The organism is Neorhizobium lilium (assembly GCF_004053875.1).
In the GTDB taxonomy this organism is placed as follows: domain Bacteria; phylum Pseudomonadota; class Alphaproteobacteria; order Rhizobiales; family Rhizobiaceae; genus Neorhizobium; species Neorhizobium lilii.
Window position 1 is genome coordinate 591,556 of sequence record NZ_SBIP01000001.1, and the last position, 19,846, is coordinate 611,401.

General features: G+C 60.1%; 16 protein-coding genes and 1 pseudogene. 5 read left to right on the forward strand and 12 right to left on the reverse strand.

The window, feature by feature from the left end:
* Positions 1-35: 35 nt before the first annotated feature.
* The 11 genes from EPK99_RS02665 to EPK99_RS02715 all read right to left on the reverse strand — a co-directional run bounded on the left by EPK99_RS02665 (position 36) and on the right by EPK99_RS02715 (position 11,381).
* On the reverse strand, positions 36-875 hold the full coding sequence (locus EPK99_RS02665) for an alpha/beta fold hydrolase (protein ID WP_128441069.1): 840 nt from the start codon (positions 873-875) through the stop codon (positions 36-38).
* A gap of 77 nt (positions 876-952) precedes the next feature.
* Positions 953-2,455: an ABC transporter substrate-binding protein gene (locus EPK99_RS02670; RefSeq protein ID WP_128441070.1), complete on the reverse strand. Its 1,503-nt coding sequence runs from the start codon at positions 2,453-2,455 to the stop codon at positions 953-955.
* A gap of 67 nt (positions 2,456-2,522) precedes the next feature.
* A complete protein-coding gene (locus EPK99_RS02675) occupies positions 2,523-3,098 on the reverse strand; it encodes a peroxidase-related enzyme (RefSeq protein ID WP_128441071.1) in 576 nt (191 codons plus the stop codon).
* A complete protein-coding gene (locus EPK99_RS02680; protein WP_128441072.1) occupies positions 3,095-3,586 on the reverse strand; it encodes a CMD domain-containing protein in 492 nt (163 codons plus the stop codon). The genes EPK99_RS02675 and EPK99_RS02680 overlap by 4 nt, the downstream gene beginning before the upstream one ends.
* An 84-nt stretch (positions 3,587-3,670) precedes the next feature.
* Positions 3,671-4,609, reverse strand: coding sequence for an ABC transporter ATP-binding protein (locus EPK99_RS02685; RefSeq protein ID WP_128441073.1), 939 nt, complete (start codon positions 4,607-4,609; stop codon positions 3,671-3,673).
* Positions 4,606-5,622: an ABC transporter ATP-binding protein gene (locus tag EPK99_RS02690; protein WP_128441074.1), complete on the reverse strand. Its 1,017-nt coding sequence runs from the start codon at positions 5,620-5,622 to the stop codon at positions 4,606-4,608. Before EPK99_RS02690 ends, EPK99_RS02685 begins: the two co-directional genes overlap by 4 nt.
* On the reverse strand, positions 5,619-6,476 hold the full coding sequence (locus tag EPK99_RS02695) for an ABC transporter permease (protein ID WP_128441075.1): 858 nt from the start codon (positions 6,474-6,476) through the stop codon (positions 5,619-5,621). The genes EPK99_RS02690 and EPK99_RS02695 overlap by 4 nt, the downstream gene beginning before the upstream one ends.
* Positions 6,477-6,484: 8 nt before the next feature.
* On the reverse strand, positions 6,485-7,402 hold the full coding sequence (locus EPK99_RS02700) for an ABC transporter permease (RefSeq protein ID WP_128441076.1): 918 nt from the start codon (positions 7,400-7,402) through the stop codon (positions 6,485-6,487).
* Between the two features lie 34 nt (positions 7,403-7,436).
* Positions 7,437-8,918: an NAD(P)-binding domain-containing protein gene (locus EPK99_RS02705; RefSeq protein WP_205909039.1), complete on the reverse strand. Its 1,482-nt coding sequence runs from the start codon at positions 8,916-8,918 to the stop codon at positions 7,437-7,439.
* A 2-nt stretch (positions 8,919-8,920) separates the two neighbouring features.
* Positions 8,921-9,892, reverse strand: coding sequence for a LysR family transcriptional regulator (locus tag EPK99_RS02710; RefSeq protein ID WP_128441077.1), 972 nt, complete (start codon positions 9,890-9,892; stop codon positions 8,921-8,923).
* 460 nt (positions 9,893-10,352) lie between these two features.
* Positions 10,353-11,381 carry a substrate-binding domain-containing protein gene (locus EPK99_RS02715; protein WP_425374175.1) on the reverse strand — a complete coding sequence of 343 codons (1,029 nt, stop codon included), beginning with the start codon at positions 11,379-11,381 and terminating at the stop codon, positions 10,353-10,355.
* A gap of 386 nt (positions 11,382-11,767) precedes the next feature.
* Here EPK99_RS02715 and EPK99_RS02720 point away from each other — a divergent pair, with 386 nt between their 5' ends.
* From EPK99_RS02720 to EPK99_RS02745, 5 genes and pseudogenes are all read left to right on the forward strand, one after another.
* Positions 11,768-13,249: a sugar ABC transporter ATP-binding protein gene (locus EPK99_RS02720; protein ID WP_128441079.1), complete on the forward strand. Its 1,482-nt coding sequence runs from the start codon at positions 11,768-11,770 to the stop codon at positions 13,247-13,249.
* On the forward strand, positions 13,249-14,295 hold the full coding sequence (locus tag EPK99_RS02725) for an ABC transporter permease (RefSeq protein WP_128441080.1): 1,047 nt from the start codon (positions 13,249-13,251) through the stop codon (positions 14,293-14,295). Before EPK99_RS02720 ends, EPK99_RS02725 begins: the two co-directional genes overlap by 1 nt.
* A 32-nt stretch (positions 14,296-14,327) precedes the next feature.
* The gene (locus EPK99_RS02730) at positions 14,328-15,371 is read left to right on the forward strand and encodes a substrate-binding domain-containing protein (protein WP_128441081.1); all 1,044 of its coding nucleotides are present in this window, start codon (positions 14,328-14,330) and stop codon (positions 15,369-15,371) included.
* A 31-nt stretch (positions 15,372-15,402) separates the two neighbouring features.
* Positions 15,403-16,656 (forward strand): annotated as a pseudogene (locus EPK99_RS02735) (LVIVD repeat-containing protein).
* Between the two features lie 421 nt (positions 16,657-17,077).
* Positions 17,078-18,319, forward strand: coding sequence for an acyl-CoA dehydrogenase family protein (locus EPK99_RS02745; protein WP_128441082.1), 1,242 nt, complete (start codon positions 17,078-17,080; stop codon positions 18,317-18,319).
* 118 nt (positions 18,320-18,437) lie between these two features.
* Here EPK99_RS02745 and EPK99_RS02750 read toward each other — a convergent pair whose 3' ends face one another.
* A complete protein-coding gene (locus EPK99_RS02750; RefSeq protein ID WP_128441083.1) occupies positions 18,438-19,838 on the reverse strand; it encodes an LLM class flavin-dependent oxidoreductase in 1,401 nt (466 codons plus the stop codon).
* Positions 19,839-19,846 lie beyond the last annotated feature (8 nt).

A 19,846-nucleotide genomic window follows, 5' to 3' on the forward strand; every position in this document is an offset into this window, starting at 1 on the left:
ACCGGTTCTCGAATGAGTTACCGCCGGCCCGGAACTCAAGCGGTCCTTGCCAGAAACTCGCGGATGGCCGCGACGACCACATCATTCTTTTCGGCATGCACCGCATGATTGGCACCCGGCACTTCGAGCAGTTCTCCGAGCGGAACCTGCTCGGCGATCAGCCGCGAGTGGTTCGGCGGGCAGATCCAGTCCTCGGCGCCGCAGATGACCAGCGTCGGAACCGGAATGTCCTTCAGCTTATCGCGCAGGTCGTAGAGGCGTTCCTTGAAGAGTTCGTTGTGGGTCTCCGCATGCAGATGCATGGTCCGGGTCCGTTCCAGCGCCGCATCCGGATCGAACTTCTCGTAATAGAGCGGCTGCAGCGCGAGCCAGATCAGCCGAAGCTCGGTATCGTCCTTCATCTTGTCGGAGAACATCTTCTCCAGCATCAGCACCGAGGCGCTCGGCGCCTTGTGCAGGCGTTCCTTGAACACGACCATCGCGTCGTCTTCATGGTGATAGCTCGCCGCCGTGCCGCGCAGGATGAGCCGCGAAAGGTTCTGACCATATTTGACCGCATAGGTGAGCGCGATCATCCCACCGAAGGAACCGCCCTCGAGAATGATCTTGCGGCCGCCGCAGAGGTTGACGCGGAAGGCTTCCACATCGTCGGCAAGCTGCTCGAACGTAAAGGGCGGCGTCAGGCTGGTTTCGCCGCAGCCGCGCTGGTCGTAGGCGATCAGGCGATACTTGTCGGAAAGCGGCTTGTAGGCTTTGAATTCGCCGAGGCGATCACCGATGCCGCGGCCGCCATGCAGCGCGATGATGGCTTCGGCATTCGGATCGCCGATATCGTCATAGACGAAGGTGGCGTTGTTCAGGGTCACTGTCGGCATGGGACTATCCTCGGATCTGGCGGAAATCACCTCGCACCCGAAGGGGCGCGGGATGATCGATCGTCACTTTGCAAGCCTTACTTGGCTGGCTTCATGTCGTAGGCGCGCACCCAGTCGTCGCCGCGCGGCGTCCAGGTGATGCGCTTGGAGAGGCCGAAAGTGGCGGGCTGGGTGTAGAGGAAGAGCGCCGGCGCATCGTCGCACATCACCTCGGTTGCCTTCTTATAGGCTGCAAGCCGCTTCGCCTTGTCCATGGTCGACCGGCCTTCGTCGAGCGCCTTGCCGAAGTCGGCATTGTTCCAGTAGGCGTAGATATTGCCAGGCGCGAAGAGCGTCAGCAGGCCGTCGGCGTCGATCGTCGGCCAGGCCTGGCTGAGCAGGCTGAGACGGGCAAGTTCCTTGGTCTTCAGATACTTGTCCATATAGGCGCTGAACTGCATCTCGTTGATCTTGGTCTTGAAGCCGATCTCTTCCAGCTGGCTCGCCACTGCCTGCACGACTTCCCCGCCGTTGAGATAGGTGGCGCTCGGAACGTCGAATTCGATCGGCTCCTTCGGCACCCCGCCGGCCTGCTTCAGCAGCTGGGCCGTCTTGTCCGGGTCGTAGGGATAGGGCTTCAGGTCGGGATTGAAGCCGAAATAGTCCTTCGACATGACGCCGCAGCGGGCGATCTCCGCCTGGTCGTTGAAGATCGCCTTGATGATGCTTTCCTTGTCGACGGCATAGTTCAGCGCCTGGCGGATCAGCTTGTTGTCGAGCGGCGGCTTCTGGGTGTTGAACTTGATGAAGACGGTGCGGGTGCTCGGAACCGCACCGGCCTGGGCGCTGCCATTGTCCTTGATGCGCTTGATCTCGCTGGTCGGAATCGAGCTGACGAAATCGACTTCACCGGCGAGAAGTGCTGCGACACGGCTTGCCGGCTCGGGGATGACGCGGATCACGACATGGTCGAAATCGGGCTTGGCACCCCAGTATTTCGGATTGGCGTCTAGCGTGAAGCTCTCGCCGGGTTTGACGGAGGCCAGGACGTAGGGGCCGCCGGAGGCCGTTTCGGTTGCCGGCTTGTGTTCTGCCGCCCACTTCGGCGGCAGAAGGAAGAGCATCGACAGTTGCTCGACCAGGGCCGGATAGGGCGAGATCGTCTTGATCTCGAGCTCGGTCGGGCTGATGACCTTGACGCTGGAGATCAGCGTGAACCACGCCTTGATGCGGGCATTGACGGCCGGATCGAGGACGCGGTCGAAATTCCACTTCACGGCATCCGCATCAATCTTTTCGCCGTCGTTGAACGAGGCATCCGACCGCAGCGTGATCCGCCAGGTATTGTCGTCGACGCTCTTCCATTCTGTGGCGAGCGACGGCGCCAGCTTCATGTCCGGCCCGCGCAGCACGAGCGACGGATAGATGTGGCTGAGCAGGCTGAGGTCCGTACCGACCGAGGCGGTCATGTGCGGATCGAACGTGTTGACCGTGTTGGTGATGCCGATCGTCAGCGTCTTGCTCTGGGCAAGCGCCGTGGTCGACATCAATGCGCTGAGCGAAAGTGCGGCGAGTGCCGTCCATACATAATTCCGTTTCATGCTCCGTCTCCTTTGTCTTGAACCTTGCTGAATGCTCTCAATGCCATGCTCCGAGCCGCCCCCGGTCTCATTTCGCCTCGATGGGCACAGAATGGCCGAGCACATGCATCAGCCGGTTGGCCCAGCCGAAAATGGCCGCGGAATGGATGAGGTCGATGATCTCGGACTTGGAGAATCCGTGCCCGCGCAGCGCCTCGACCTGTTCCTTCGTCACCCGCGAAGGGGTCTCGGACAGCGTCCGGCAGAAATCGACGATCGCCTGGATCTTCGGCTCGAAGGAGCCGCCGAGGCCGTGCATGTAGATTTCCTCGACCACGTCGGAACGGTCGGAAAGTTCGATATAGCGCCTCGCATGCACCGAGGCGCAGTAGACACAGCGGTTCACGGCTGAAGCCGTCAGCGCGCCGAGCTCGCGGTCGGCACGGTCCAGGCCGCCATTGGCATACATGATTGCGTTGAACAGTTTCGTGCGCGCCACGTAGGATTCCGGATCATGCGCCAGGGTGCGCACATAAGGCGAAACCTTGGTATTAGACGGCGTCACCTGCATGGCGGCAAGCTGTTCCCCAGTCGCATTGGCAACCTCGACTGGCTCGATATAAGGTGCCCATTCCAGCGCCTTGACCTTGAAACCCGCACTCATGCCACGAGCTCCAGAATGCTCAGGCCGACGATGACGCGGGCCTCGAAATTGACGAAGGCGATCAATTCGGACAGTGCGATGATCTGCGGGCTGCTGAGGCCGGCGGCTTGCAGGCGCTCGATGTCAGCCCGGCTGCTGTCGCGCGGGGTTTTGGTCACAAGGTCCGCCTGCCGGACGAGAGCAACAGTGAAGGCATCAAGGTCTTCCGGCAGATCTCCGGCCGCAGCGATCGTCGTGAGGAGCTCGTTAATGCCCGCCTCGTCGAGCATCAGGTCGTAGGTCCGCGCTAGGTCTTCGCGGCCGATAAAACGGGCCATGCGGGCGGCGAGAGCGGCGCGCATGGCGTGGCTGATCTCGAAACCGTTCTGCGGCGTCAGCACCGTCTTGCGGCAAAGCTCGGCGCCCGAGACGAATTCCGGCCGCTCGCGCCGCGCCCGGTAGGTTTCGGAGGCCGGTTCGAGGCCGGAAAGGATGTCGATCTGATCCATGCGTTCAGCTTCTTTTCTCTTGATGGTTCCGGCCGAATTCGTACCGGCCGGTTTGCGAAATTCCGAAACGGAGATGCATCGCCCTCAGCCTTCCAGAACGAAGTGCCGGTCGCCGACGGGCCGCAAGACGGCCTCTTCGGAGGGCAGGTTGGCATTGACGTCGAACGATAGCGGCCGGCGGCTTCGTTCTATGTCCGGATCCGGAACCGGGATCGCCGAGAGAAGCGCCCTGGTATAGGCGTGCTGCGGATTGTCGAAGATCGCCTCGCAGGGACCGATCTCGACGATCCTGCCGCGCAGCATCACCGCGACGCGGTGGCAGAGATAGCGGATCATCGACAGGTCATGGGCGATGAACAGGTAGGTGAGACCCAGTTCGTCCTGCAGGTCCTGGAACAGGTTGACGATCTGCGCCTGGATCGACACGTCGAGCGCGGTGATCGGTTCGTCCGCAACGATGAAAGCGGGATTGAGCGCGATCGCACGGGCGATGTTGACCCGCTGCCGCTGGCCGCCGGAAAACTCATGCGGATAGCGCTTCATGAAGGATGGATCGAGCCCGACCTTACGGAAAAGCGACGCAACGCGATCCTGACGTTCCGACCGCGAGCCGGAGAGCCCATGCACATCGAACGGCTCGCCCACGAATTCGCCGACTTGCATACGCGGGCTGAGCGAGGCGTAGGGATCCTGGAAGATGATCTGCATGTCGCGCCGGTAGGGTTTCAGCGCATGTTTGGAGAGGCCGGTAATGTCCTGGCCGCGGAATGCGATATTTCCGGCCGTCGGCGTCTCCAGCTGCAGCAGGATACGGCCAGTCGTGCTCTTGCCCGATCCGGACTCGCCCACCAGCCCCAGCGTCTCGCCCGGCGCGATCTCGAAGCTGACGTCGTTGACGGCCTTCAGCAAAGGCGCCGAACCGCCCAGCAACCGCCGTTCGCCGCCATAATGCTTGCTGAGCCCGCGGACAGAAACCAGCGGCGAGCCCGCTTGTGGCGCGGTCGTCGAGAGTGTGTCGCTCATGGGCGGCCCTCCATGCGCTGGATCTCCGCGCGGAGATCGTACCAGGCGGCGACCTTGTGGCCTGGTACGCTGTCGGGGGCATTGACCAATGGCGGGGTCTCGACCCGGCAGCGATCTGTCGCGAACGGATTGCGCGGCGCGAAGGGGTCGCCGACCGGCTCCTGGGTGAGGTCGGGCGGATTGCCGGGTATCTGATAGAGCCGGTTGGTGCCCCGTCTTTCGCCATGCGGCAGGGATTTCAGGAGGCCCCAGGTATAGGCGCCGCGCGGATCGTAAAAGACCGAGCGCACAGGGCCACTCTCCATGATGCGGCCGCCATACATGACCTGCACCGTGTCGGCGAGGCCTGCGACGACGCCCATGTCGTGGGTGATCCAAATCACCGTCGTACCGATCTTGCGCTTCAGTTCCCGGACGAGATCGAGGATCTGCGCCTGCACGGTGACATCGAGCGCGGTCGTCGCCTCGTCGGCGATCAGCAGTTTCGGATTGCAGGAAATGCCGATCGCGATCATCACCCGCTGGCGCATACCGCCGGAAAACTCATGCGGATATTGCCGCGCCCGCTGTTCGGCATCCGGAATGCCGACAAGCTCCAGAAGTTCGATCACCCGTATCCGGGCCTGCGATGCGGACATGCCGAAATGCCGCCGCAGCGGCTCGGCGATCTGCCGTTCGATTGTCAGCACCGGATTGAGCGAGGTCATCGGATCCTGGAAAACGAAGCCGATCTCCCTGCCGCGAAGGTCGAACAGCTCGCGCTGCGACAGGGCGAGAAGATTGCGGCCGTTGAAGATCACCTCGCCGCGAACGATGCGGCCGGGCGGCGTCGCGATCAGCCCCACCATGGAAAGTGCATGGACGCTCTTGCCGGAACCCGACTCACCGACGATGCCGAGCGTTTCGCCTTCCTCGATACTATAGGAGACGTCGTTGACGGCATGCACCGTGCCGGACGGCGTGTCGAAAGCGACGGTGAGATTACGGATTTCGAGCAGCGGAGCCTTTGTCATCGCGAGGTCCTCAGCTTCGGATCGAAATAATCGCGCATCCAGTCTCCGAGCAGGTTGACGCTCAGGACGGTGATGAGAATGGCGATCCCCGGGAAGGTGACGATCCACCAGGCCGTCGAGATATAAACGCGCCCGTCGGCCAGCATGCGACCCCAGCTCGGATTGGGCGGCTGGACCCCAAGCCCGAGGAAGGAAAGCGCTGCATCCATAATGATGATGCGGGCAAGCTCCAGCGTTGCGATGACCAGTGCCGGCGTCATAACGTTGGGCAGGAGATGTTTGATCATGATGCGCCAGGTGCTGGCACCGATCGCATGGGCGGACAGGATGAACTCCCGCTCTCGCAGCGCCAGGACCTGGCCGCGGATGATGCGAGCGTAACGCAGCCAGCTGGTGAGCGCGAGGACGACGATGAGATTGCTCGTCGAGGGTCCAAGTGCGGCGATCACCAGAAGGGCGAGCAGCATCAGCGGCAGCGCCAGCTGGATATCGACGATGCGCATCAGTACGCGGTCGACCATGCCGCGATAATAACCGGCGACGATGCCGAGCAGCGTTCCGACGATGCCACCGAGCACAACCGCGGTCGCGGCGATCGTCAGCGTCAGCCGGCTTCCGTAGATGATGCGCGAGAGGATATCCCGACCGAGTTCGTCGGTGCCTAGCGGATGGGCGCCCGGCGAAAACAGGCCCGTCCAGGTGGGAGCTGTCATGCGCGCGACGAGGCTGGAGCGCGTCGGCACCGGCAGGCCGAGATAGGGCGCAAGCAGGGCAGCCAGTATGAAGACCAGCACGAGGACGAAACCGAACAGTCCGGAACGGCTCTTGAGAAGGGCGAGCAGGAAGGATTTCATGGTCGCTCCTATCGCCGACGGATGCGCGGATCGAGCACGCCGTACAGCAGATCGACCAGCAGGTTGATGAGGATGAAGATGGCGGCGACCAGCGCGACGCCGGCCTGGATGACCGGGAAATCCTGGGCCTGGATCGCCTGCACGACGATACGGCCGACACCCGGCCACGCAAACACGGTTTCGATCACCACCGAACCGCCGAGCAGCTCGCCTGCGATGATGCCGATCATCGTGACGACCGGGATCAAGGCGTTGCGGGCAATGTGCCAGAAGAAAACGGTGTGCGGCAGCAGCCCCTTAGCGCGGGCGGTGCGCACGTAATCCTCCCGCATGATATCGAGCAGCGAGGAGCGCAGCAGGCGGGCGATCGAAGCCGAGACGAAGACCGATAGCGTCAGCCCCGGCAGGACAAGATGTGCGATCGTGCCCGAACCGCCGGTCGGCAGCCAGCCGAGATCGACGGAGAAGACCAGGATCAGCATGATGCCGAGCCAGAAGACCGGCGTCGCTTGACCGAGCAGTGCTGCGATCATCACGATGAACTCCGCGAGCGTACCCCGCTTCAGCGCTGCAATGGCTCCGGCAACCGAGCCGATCAGCGTGCCGAAGATAAGCGCGGTGCCTGCCAGCTCGAACGTCGCCGGCATCCGCTCCAGCACCACATCCATCGCCGGCCGGTTATGCTGGAAGGAAATGCCGAAATTCCCGCGCAGCATGTCCAGCATGGCGACCGCATATTGCTGGATGAGCGGCTTGTCGAGGCCGAGGCCCGCACGCAGTGTATCGAGATCCTGCTGGCTGGCGCCGACCGGCAGAAGCAGGATTGCCGGATCGCCCAGCACGCGGCTGACGAAGAATACGATCGTTACCACACCCCAAATGGCGACGAGGGCCTCCAGCAGCTTGACGAGGAGATAACGGCTCAAGACCACCCTCCCCTGAATGTGACCGTGGCATACCTCATTCGGCAGCCCCCTCGATCGTCCTGCCCAGCATGGCTGCGGAATCCGTCCACTCGTCACCGAGCAGTTCCGGCGTCTCGTAGGCGGCCAGATTGGCAAAATGCGTCTCGCGATCCGCAACGAACAGGCTGCGGGCAATGCCCTGCGCCAGGCGCCGACCGCCGTCGCTGACCGCGGGAACGTCGCCGGAGAGCTTGCCGTGGCTGAGCGAGGCCGGGTAGTTGAAGCAGTGGACAAGCCGCAAGGCAGGGCAACTTCCCGGCACTTTTTCGAGAAATTCGAAATCCCGTCCGAGATAGGGTGATGTTGCCAGTTCGCCGTTTTGCGCCCCGGCCTCGGGCTTGAACGTGTCCTGCCAGAAGCGGATGAACGGTGCAAAATTCACGAGTTCGGGGCGCCGGTCGAGATTGACGCGGAAGCCGGTTGCGAAGATGACGAAATCATAAGCGAGTTCGCCGCGGTTTGTATCGACCACGACTGCACCGTCCTCCTGCCTCATGCTCCGCATTGCCGTATCGAGGAAAAACCGGCCGTTTGGGTGGCGGGAAACACGCAAGGTGGAATCCCGCGGCGGTGGCGTCTGAGCATTCAGGACATAGTCCATGAACTTCCATTTCCACGTGTCGCTCAGGCCCGTAAAACCCTGCACGACCCCCTGGCTGGAAATTCCAGTGAACTTGTTGACCCGCGGCATCTCGCGGCGGCGGATGATCATATCGACGGCGGCAGCCCCCGCCTCCAGTGCCGTTGCGGCATTGTCCATGGCGGACGCGCCGGCACCGATCACCGCGACCCGCTTTCCGGCAAGCGCCGTAAAATCGATGTCATCGGCCGAATGAGCCCAGAACCTGTGATCGATCCGCTCGGCAAATTCCGGCACGTAACTGCCGCCCAGACCGTCGCGTCCGGTGGCGAGCACGACATGCCGCGCATACATGCGTTCATTCGATCCGCTCTCGCCGTCGGTTGCGTCGATGGCGATCAGATCTTCGGTGACCGGAGCCATGCCTGTGACGGTGACCTCGTTGCGGACAGGCAGGCCGAGTACCTTGCGGTACCAGACCAAGTATTCCATCCACTGATCCTTGGGGATCTTGCCGAGCAAATCCCAGGCCGACTGGCCGAATTGGGCGACATACCAGGCGCGGAAGGTCAAAGACGGAAGGCCGAGCGCCGGGCCCGTCAGCTGTTTCGGCGACCGCAGCGTCTCCATGCGGGCATAGGTGATCCACGGCCCTTCCAGCCCTTCGGGAGCGCGGTCGAGGCAGATGACGTTGAAAATGCCGAGCATCTTCAGGGATGCGGCGGCCACCATCCCGCACATGCCTGCTCCGATGATGACCACGTCATGGACCCAGGTACCCTCATGTTCGCTGTGCGGCACCCATTCCTTAGGCGGCAGCTCCAGCAGCGAAAGATCCTCCGCGAGCCGCCGCTCGAGATTTTCAAGTCCGATCTGCCGCTGGTTCAGGTCGCTCACGGTCAGTGCTCCTGTCCGGGCTGGTCGGCGCCGAACGTGACATCCGCCACGCGCTCGATATGGCCTGGATCATGGGCCACGAAGCCGGGCATGCGGGCCGCCGAAATGCGGATGATCAGCTGGATGAGCTCCTCGACGCCAGCGGCCAGCGGCCGGGAAGCCGCTGAGAAAATCCCGAACAGGAAGGGAATATCGAGGTCGAGCGGCCGGATTTCGGCGTTCTTCATCTCGACGCCGTAAGCGGTCGCCGGTTCGACGATCGCGATGCCAAAACCCGCCGAGGCCAGCCGCACCGCATTCAGCGAGGCATTGGTATCGACGATACGAGAAGGTTTTACGCCGACCGCTTCGAGCGCCTGGTTAACGCGCCGCCGCAGCCGGAAGGGGTTGGCCATGGTGATCAGGCAACGGTCAGCCAGGTCGCTCATGGAGATCGTCGCCTTTGCGGCCAGCGGATCATCGGACGCGACAGCCGCCACGCAGGGCGACTGGAAAAGCCCGTGCACTTCGAGACCGGAATGCTCGATCGGCAGGGACGCGACGCAGAAATCCGCCGTGCGCGACAGGACAGACTGCACGGCCGCTTCCGCCGATATGCTCCGAAGATGCACGTTCCGCGGCAGGAGGCTTTCCGGCATCTCGGCAATTGCCAACGGCACGATACCACCGGCGAAGGCGGGAATGGCTGCGACCTCGAAGGGGGCCATCTCCTCCTTGTAAATTGTCTCTGCCCGTTCCTTGAGCCGACCTATCCCGGTTAGAAAACGCTCAGCATCAGTGTGAAATAGAATAGCTTTGGCAGTCGGAGTGATGCGCGGCCCGTTTCTTTCAAAAAGTGGAAAGCCAATGGATGCCTCGAGTTCCTGGATGAGACGGGTAACTTGTGGCTGAGAACGATCGAGGAGTCGCGCCGCGGCGGTGATGCTGCCTGCCGACATAACTGCCAAAAAGACTTCCAGCTGTTTGATTTCCATAAACGACTATAATGCGCATTTCGTATGACTGATCAATCTCAATTCATTTTTCACATTCTTTGGCTGCGCCAGCAACGTAAATTCTACCGATATGGTCGCCTTCTTGAGTAGAGCATTCTCATTTTTATAAATAATTGGGCGTGTATTTCGCTTTACGTCATTGATCGATCCGCTGCGGAGCCACCTTTGAACGAATTACTCAGCGGCGGCGCACGTGGTGCCACTTTGCCGCGCCAGAATTCTTTTCGATCGGCGGCTCTGGCGGTTGTAGAGACGCAATTGCGATCGCGCTCAATGCCCCACCGCGGCAGCCCTAAAGACCGAACGGGGATCGCTGTCAGCAGGCTATGGTTCGCGATGCAGCGGAGACAAAACTCCTGCTGTGCCGATCAAGACTGGAAGCATGTGCAAGCTGCTTCCAGTCTTGTGTCTGCGCGAGAGCCGCTTGGGAGGGGAATGCTCAGAAGGCCGCAGACGGGATCCAGCTTGCCGTGACGGCTGAACTTGTCGAGAAGCTAGGAATTTTCTTGGCCAGATCCTCGATGGTTTTTACGTTCGCATCGCGCAATTGCTTTTGTGTCACCAAAACCGGATCGACAATAATCTGATGAGGCACCGTCTCGCCAGCAATCTGCAAGGCCGCAGCCCGGATGGAGACAGCACCGACAACCGCCGGATTGGTGGCGGAGGTTGCCACCCAAGGGCTGCCGTCCTCGACGATCTCCTGAATGTCCGCGGTTGAAATATCTGCCGAATAAATCTTCAGTTTAGCGCTGATGCCTAGATCGGCGGCGGCCAGCTTTACGCCTCGGGCAAACTCGTCATAGGGCGCAAACACCACCGAAATATCCGGATTGGCGCGGAAAACAGCCTTGGCCTGATCAGCGGTCGAGGTAGCCGTCGTATCGCTGACCGTACCAAACCGCGCCGTTTCGACAATGCCGCTGTTGGCAGCTTTAACCTTGTCCCAGATCTCGTTGCGACGATCCAATGGCGCAAAGCCCGCCACATAGGCGTATCCGGCTTTGAAGCTGTTGCCGTTGTCTTTGATGGCTTGATCGAGTGCCAGTTCGGCCAGCTTATGATCTGATTGCTCGACCTGCGGAATCTTCGGGTTGTTCAGGTTCACATCAAAGGCCACGACCTTAATGCCCTTGTCGAGAGCCTGTTGCACCACATCACTGAGCGATTCCGGCAAGCCATGGTCGATGACGATAGCCTGAGCACCGAGATTGACGGCCTGCAATATCTGTTCGCGCTGCTCGGCGGCATTTTGACGACCTGGAAAGATGCGCAGATCAACACCCAGCGCTTTGGCCTGGGCTTGTGCTCCCGCCTGATAGGCCTGAAAGAAGTCGCCAGCTGAAATGTAGCTGATCAGGGCAATTTTGACACCACCTTTGTCAAAAGGGGCCGGTGCGCCCGCAAGGCCCGCAGCGGCGACGGACTGGCTCAAAACCAGGGGCGAAGAAAAAACCGTGAAAGCCATAACGCGCAAGATCGATGTCATTAGGTTCTCCATTTGGAAATGGCGGGTGAAGTGCGACATCTTGCTATTGTCGATTAACTCGACAATTTTTATAGATTGATTATCTTTATGATCTTTCTGAACGAAGGATTTTTTACCAAATTTAAAACATTCTTCAGTGGATTTGTCCTGGGTGTACCGTGCGTGCCATCAGGCCGGCAGACTTTAATTAAAGCCAATGTTCTCTGGCTTTATGGTAGTATAGGCCAGACGACACCATTCCAACTTTGGCCTTGGTCGCGCGCCCTGCAAATTTATTCCAGATATTGAATGAAGTTTGAAACCCGCATTCTTGCCCCTTGTGGGCAAGGGCCTATCACCGGATGAGCGCCACTGGTGAACCCGAAATGCCCCTTCTTGACGTCCAAGACATCTCCCGCTCCTTCGGCTCGACCCGGGCTTTGATTGGTGCGTCTCTGCTGATTGAGCCCGGTGAAATTGTCGCCTTAATGGGAGCCAATGGGGCGGGCAAATCCACATTGGTCAAAATTCTTTCCGGCGTCCAAGCCCCCGATTCCGGTACCATCCTGCTCAAAGGCCAGCCTTTTGCGCCTCAAAGCCCGGCAGAGGCCGTCAAGCTTGGGATCGTGACCGTGCACCAATCCACCGATGTGGTTGGCATTCCCGGATTGACCGTGGCCGACGCGCTGCTGCTTCATCACTATGTTGATGGACGCCAGCGATTTTTTCTCTCCGCCAAAAGCGTGCGGCGCGAGGCCGCCCACATCCTGCAGGAGGCGGGGTTCCATCTGCCGCTCGATCGGGATTTTGCCGATCTGGGAGCAGCAGATCGACAAATAGTGGCCATCGCCCGCGCGCTTGCCGACAAGGCCGAATTGTTGATTCTGGATGAGCCGACAGCCAGTCTTTCCACGCAGGAAGCAGAGCGGCTTTATGGCATCCTGCTCGGCTTGAAAGCCCGTGGCATCGCTATTCTCTATATCTCACACCGCACCGCCGATCTCGCCGCCCTTGCCGACCGCGTGGTGATCCTCAGGGGCGGGCGCAATGTTGGTAGCTTCAACCGTCCGATTGATTTCAGTGCAGCCCTCGAAACAATGATTGGCCGACCCCTCAACACTGCTAGGCCTGACCGACGCGCACAATTTGGTGCAACCGTTGTTAATTTGCAGGGAGTTCGCCTGCTGGCCAAGAGCAAACCTTTTGATCTCACAGTGCGTGAAGGCGAAGTGGTTGCCATTACCGGTGTGCTAGGGGCTGGCAAAAGCAGGCTTTTGTCGACGCTGTTTGGTGTCGGACAATTTGCCGGTGGTAAAGCAGTGCTGGAGGGCAAGCCTTATGCGCCCAAAAGTCCGGCAGAGGCCATAGCCGCCGGTGTTGCGCTTGTTGCGGAAGATCGTCATCGCTCGGCCTTGATGCCTGCGGATTGGCCGGGTGAAAGCGTGGCCGCCACCATTAGCCTGCCGCATCTCAAGCGCTGGTATCCCTCTGGTTTTCTCTTTTCGGACGCGGAGAAGACCCGGGCAATAGCGGCGATCTCGCGGCTGGGCATTAAAGCTGCTGGTGCCGATGCCTCCGTCTGGTCGCTCTCTGGCGGCAATCAGCAAAAAGCCGTGATTGCCCGCTGGGAGGTGGAGAAAAGCCGCCTTCTGCTGCTGGATGAGCCGTTTCAGGGCGTGGACGTCGGTGCCCGGCAAGACATTGTCACCACCATTCGCAGCCATGCAAACCGCGCGACCCTGATTGCCACCTCCGATTACGAGGAGGCGCAGGAAGTGGCCGATCGTATTCTGCTGATTGATCAACACACCCTGATTGAGCTGACGCCGACGGCTGTTTCTGCCGATCACCAAGAGGAATTCGCCTGATGACGACGGTCAACGACATCTCCAAGGACACGCTCCATCAGGGGGCGGACAGCCGGAATACCGCAAGTTTTGTGCGCGAGACCGTTCGGCGCGGCGCGGTGTTCATTCTGCTCGCAGGACTTATCATCATCTTCAGTCTCGCGCAGCCCGCCTTTATCAACATCAACAACCTGATGAGCATTTTGCAGGCCGTGGCCGTGGTCGCGATCATCGGGGCCGGGGTGACGGTGACACTCGCCATCGGTGGCTTTGATCTCTCGGCAGGCGCGGTGGCGGCCTCCAGCGTGATGGCCTCAAGCTATGCCATGATTGTTCTGGGTTTGAACGCCTATCAGACCGTGCCCCTTGTGCTCGCCTTTGGCGCGCTGGTCGGCCTGGCTAACGCCTTTCTGATCGTCAAGCTCAAAGTGCCGGATCTTTTGGCCACACTGTCGATGATGTTTTTGCTGTCGGGTCTGCAATTGATTCCAACAGCCGGGCGATCGATTTCTGTAGGGCTTATTCTGCCCAACGGCTCCACGGCGACGGGCAGATACGATCCGCTGTTTCTCACCATTGGTCGTTCCAGTTTGTTTGGTTTCATTCCCTTTCCGGTTATTCTGCTGATGATTGTCGGTGTGATCCTGTTTGTCCTCACCGAGCGCACCCGCCTTGGCCGATTGCTGTTTGCCGTCGGCGGCAATGAAGTGGCAACACGGCTGGCCGGTGCCAATACCGCAAAGATCAAGACCTTCGCCTATGTTCTATCTGGCACGCTGGCCGCTTTCGGTGGCATAATTGTTGCAGCGCGGGTTGGGCGTGGCGATGTGTCCTCCGGGGCATCGCTGCTGATGGATTCGGTGGCCGCCTCGTTGATCGGCTTTGCCGTTCTGGGTCTGCGCCGCCCCAACGTGCTTGGCACAATCACTGGCGCTGTCTTCGTGGGCATATTGCTCAATGGCCTGACCATGCTGAACGCACCCTATTACACCCAGGATTTCGTCAAAGGCTTTGTGCTCGTCGGAGCCCTCGCCTTGACCTATGGCGTCAGCCGCGCCCGCACCTGAACACCCCCACCTCTCACATGAATGGAACCAACATGATGAACACTCTTCGCACCCTTGGTGCTGTCCTTCTGACCGGATCGATGTTTGTAACCTCCGCCTCTGCGGCTGGACTCGCTGGCGCGCCACCCCCGTTCGATCAGAAGAAGGTCAACATTGCCGTTGTCAGTTTTCTGGGTGGTGGCGACTGGCTGCAAGCGTTTGAGGCTGGTGTGAAGCGGCAGGCCGATGCGCTTGGGGTCAACCTCACCGTCTCCCAGGCCCGCAATGACAATGATGCGGAACGCGCCCTGATTGAGCAGGCCATAAACCTGAAGGTCGACGGCATCGTCATCAATAACGGGCGCCCGGAAGTGTTGCAGGATGTGGCGCAAAAGGCGCTTGATGCGGGCATCAAGGTTGTTGCCTATGATGTGAACCTCGACAACCCGAACATCCCGCAGATTGAGCAGAGCGACGCCGACATGGCAAAGCTGGTGCTGGATCAGGCCATCAAGGACAAGGGTGATGGCTTTGTCGGCGGCGCGATCTATGTGGCCGGTTTCGCCCCGTTGGATCGCCGTTATGCCGTGTGGAAAGACTATGTTGCCAAGCATAACTTAAAAGAAAAAGCCGTCTGGGGCGTGGTCAATGACACGGTTCCGGCCTCTGTGGCCGATCAGACCAAGGCCGTGCTGCGTGCCAATCCCGATATTTCGGCGGTCTTCACCCCTTGGGATGAGTTCGCCAAGGGTGCAAAACTGGCCATCGACGAACTTGGCCTGTCCAGCAAAGTGAAGATCTACGGCGTCGATATTTCCACTGCGGATATCCAGTTAATCACCGAGCCGGACAGCGCCTGGGTTGCCACCGCTGCCACCAATGCCGCTGTGGTTGGCGAAGTGTCGGTACGGGCGGTTTCCCTTGCCATTGCCGGACAAAATCCAGGTAAATCGGTGCTGCTCAAGCCAACGCTGATCACGCGTGATGATCTGATCAACAACAATATCGGCTCGATTGAGGAATTGCAGCAAAAATTTCCGGCCTTTCTGAAGAGCGATGCCGCCACGGCCACGTGGATCCCAGCCGTCGCCAAGTAAATGCTGCCAGCCAATTGAATGAGACAAGCCCATGACCACCACAGACCTGCCAAAGCCAGACTTCGCCCGCAATATGAAACTGATCGGCCATAGTGACATTGGCGGACGGGGTGACGGGTTGCAGTTGATGGTCCACCACGGACATGCCTATGTGGCCCATCCGTGGTCGCAGGGCTTCTCCATCATTAACGTGCGCGATCCCAGAAACCCGAAAACCGTCAATTATGTGCAGGCTCCCTCCAACACATGGAACATCCATCTGCAAACGCATGGTGATCTGCTGCTGGTGATCAATGCGCTCGATCTGTTTTCCGATGTCGAGAGCTTCACCGATGAGAAGGCCTATTACACCCAGTCGGTCGGGGAAAAGGTCGCCGCCAGCCACCGCGAGCGTGCGTGGACGGCGGGCATGACGGTCTATGATATTTCCACACCGGATAAGCCCCGCAAGATCGGCCAACTGGATGTCGAGGGCGTGGGTCTTCATCGTCTCTGGTATGTCGGCGGGCGCTATGCCTATGCGTCTGCTTTGCTCGACGGTTTTTCCGATTATATTTTTGTAACAATCGATATGGCCGATCCGACCAGGCCAGAGCTGGTTGGTCGTTGGTGGTTGCCGGGCATGAACACGGCGAAAGGTGAAAGCCGCACATGGGGCGAGGGAAAACGCTACGCCTTGCACCACGCGCTGGTGCAGGGTGACACCGCCTATACCTGCTGGCGTGATGGCGGCCTGACACTTCTCGATATCAAGGACCATGCGGCACCCAAATTGATCAAGCATCACAATTGGTCCCCGCCCTATGGCGGCGGCACCCATTCGCCTTTGCCGCTGCCCGGTCGGGATCTGCTGGTGGTGGCCGATGAAGCGGTGCTCGACAATGAAGAAGATGGCCGCAAGCACACATGGGTTTTTGATATCCGCGTGCCGGAGAACCCGATCAGTATTTCCACCTTCCCTATCCCGAGTGAGATCGACTACAGCAAGAAAGGCGGCCATTTTGGGCCCCATAACCTGCATGAAAACCGGCCCGACTCGTTTGTGTCAGAGACGCTGATCTTCGCCACCTGGTAAAATGCCGGCATCCGCGCCTTTGACATTTCCGATCCCTACCACCCGATTGAGGCTGGCGCGTTAGTACCTGCCGCACCCGCCGCGATGACCGACCGCAGACCCGGTCGTCCGAAAGTTATCCAGTCCGCAGATGTGTTTGTGGATACCAATGGTTTGATTTACGCCACAGATTACAATGCGGGGCTTGAAATCATTGAATATGGCGGCTGATTATGGCTCCTGCCTTAAAAAAGAAACCCGGCCTGAACAGAAACGTTCAGGCCGGTTTTTGTTTGTCACCACCACTTGATCGTGCGACGGCTTTTCCCAAAGATTGATGCCGCCTTCAACAGCGTAACGGTCTATCTCCGCCAGTTCTTCCGTTGTGAACCTGAGGTGTTCAACGCATCAACATTTTCCTCGATCTAGCGGAGACATGGTCATCGCCTGAAAGCGAGCCGGTTGGATGGAATAGCATTCCCAATCCGCTGCCAACTTCGCTAACCTCTGCTTTGTCTATCAAATATCTAGGGAATATCGTATTCGAGGCTCCCAAGTGAGCTGCCCGGTTGCCGGGCCTGTTTGTCATGTGAAGGACGGGCCTGCAGATGTCGCACATCACGAGGCCCACCTTCCGATCGAGGAAGACGCCATGAGCCCGCTTCATGCCCCGCGCCCGCCTGCTACCACAATCGTTGGCGCCGATGCCGACGCCTTGGAAGGTGATCGCAAGCTACTTTTTGCCCGTGCCACAGCCATTGCCGCGGACCTCAGAGCCCGAGGCGCGGCACTCGACCGCGATGGCCGGCCGCCCTTCAGCGAGATTACAGAACTAAAGGCTGCCGGTCTGCTCAACGCCCTGCACCCCCCCGAAATCGGCGGCGGGGGTCTCGACTGGGTGGACGGGCTGCGTCTGGTCCGCATCCTTGCGCGCGGCGAAAGCTCGATCGGCCAGTTGCTTGGCTACCACTTCGTCAACAGCCAGTACATTTCCTGGGCGGCGGACGACAGCGACCTCGCCTGGCGGCTCTCTTCTGAAACCGTAACGAAAAGCCTCTATTGGGGCGCCGCCGTCAACCCGCGTGACCCAGGCCTCGTGCTGACGCAACGAGACGATCACTATGTCCTTAATGGTCGCAAGACCTTCTCGACCGGCGCCCGGATTTCCGACCGCATCAATGCGAGTGCCGCTTTCGGCGACCAGATTGCCAACATCGTCCTACCGACGGACAGGCCGGGCTACATCACCAATGACGACTGGGACAATATCGGGCAGCGCCTGTCGGACAGCGGCAGCGTCGAATTCCGGGACTTTCCTGTCTATGAGACCGACTTCCTGTTGCCGCTCGCAGCTCCGGACGCGATACCGAAGGTGCAGGCCACATTCAACACGCCGCTGATCCAGTTGGTCTTTGCCAATTTCTACATCGGCACCGCAGAAGGTGCGCTTGCCGAAGCGCTCGACTACGTGCGTGACACGACCCGCCCCTGGATCACCTCCGGCGTCGAACGCGCGGCCGACGATCCGTATATACTGGAGCGCGTCGGCGAATTCCGCGCAGCCCTTAAAGCGGCCGCGGCCCTTGCCGACAACGCTGGCCAAGCAGTGCAAGCAGCACTTTCCCGTGGTCCTGGCGTCACCGAGCGGGAACGCGGAGAGGCCGCCATCGAAGCCTACGAGTCCAAAGTCAACGCGACCCATGTATCGCTGGATATAACCGCCCACGTCTTCGAAATCATGGGCGCCCGCGCCACCGCTGGCCACTACCGCTTCGACCGCTATTGGCGCAACGTCCGCACCCACACGCTCCACGATCCGGTGTTCTACAAGGCCCGCGAGGTTGGCGATTTCGCGCTGAACGACCGGCTGCCGACGCCAAGCCTCTACAGCTGAAGCCACACAGCGACAAACGAAGGCGCCGTCATCGCGTCTATGCTAGATGACGGCGCCTTTCAGATGGGAGGTCAAGCGGACGCCGTGTCTTGGGACGCCCGCCTTCCTGTTATAGCCCTTAGTTCTGCCCGGAGGCGAGCTTCTCCTCCACGTTGCCGAGGTTTCGATAGGCAGCACCGGGATGCGGCGCGACAAGGCGCGGGCCTTCTCCGAAAAGCTTTTCGCGCAGCGTCCCCTGCCGGTATGCTGTCTTGTAGACACCGCGTCTCTGAAGTTCCGGCACCAGCAGGTCGACCGCATCTTCGAACGTCTCCGGCGTCACGGCGTAAGCGAGGTTGAAGCCGTCGACATCGGTCTCCTCGACCCATTCCTGCATAAGGTCGGCCACCGTCTGCGGCGAGCCGACGAACACGGGACCGAAGCCGCCAATGCCGACCCAGTCGGCCATTTCCCGCACCGTCCACTCCTTGGTCGGGTCAATCGTGGTGAAGGTTTCCACGGCCGATTGCACGGCGTTGGTATAGCGGTGACGCAGGACCTCGTCGGGCGAGAACTGTCCGAAATCGATACCGGTCCAGCCTGAAATCAGCGTCAGCGCGCCTTCGTAGGAGACGTAGCGGCGATATTCGTCGAACTTGCGCTTGGCGTCGGCATCGGTCTCGCCGACGATGACGGTCTGCAGGTTGAAGGCGAGAATGCCACGCGGGTCGCGCCCTACCTCAGCCGCAGCATTCCTGACATTAGCAACGTAGCGCTTCAAGACTGCTTTCGACGGTGCGGCGACGAAGATGCATTCAGCATGTTGACCAGCGAAATCCTTGCCGCGGCTCGATGCGCCGGCCTGGTAGAGCACCGGCGTGCGCTGGGGTGAAGGCTCCGACAGATGAATGCCCGGCACGCTGAAATACGGGCCCTGATGTCCGATCGCATGAACCTTGGACGGATGCGTGAAGATGCCGGTCTCGCGATCGCGTACGACAGCGTCATCCTCCCAACTACCTTCCCAGAGCTTGTAGCAGACCTCCAGATATTCCTCCGCCACGTCATAGCGGTTGTCGTGCTGCATCTGTCCGGCCTGCCCAACATTCAACGCGCCGCTGTTGAGATAGGAGGTGACGATGTTCCAGCCGACGCGACCCTTGGTCAGGTGATCGAGCGTCGAGATGCGTCGGGCGAAGGTATAGGGATGCTCGAACGACAGGGACGCCGTCAGACCGAAGCCGAGATGTTCGGTGAGATAGGCCATGGTTGGAATGAGCTGCAGCGGGTCGTTCACCGGCACCTGAGCCGAATGCTTCAGCGCAGCATTCACATTGCCGTTCAGCACATCATAAACGCCGAGCACGTCAGCGATAAAAAGCCCATCGAACTTGCCGCGCTCCAGCGTTTTGGCGAGGTTCACCCAGTAGTCGAGGTTCTTGTAGGAGGCGGACTGGTCGCGCGGATGTCGCCAAAGGCCGGGAGATTGGTGGCCGACGCAGTTCATATCGAAGGCGTTCAGCCGGATTTCGCGTGTCATGGTCGGCT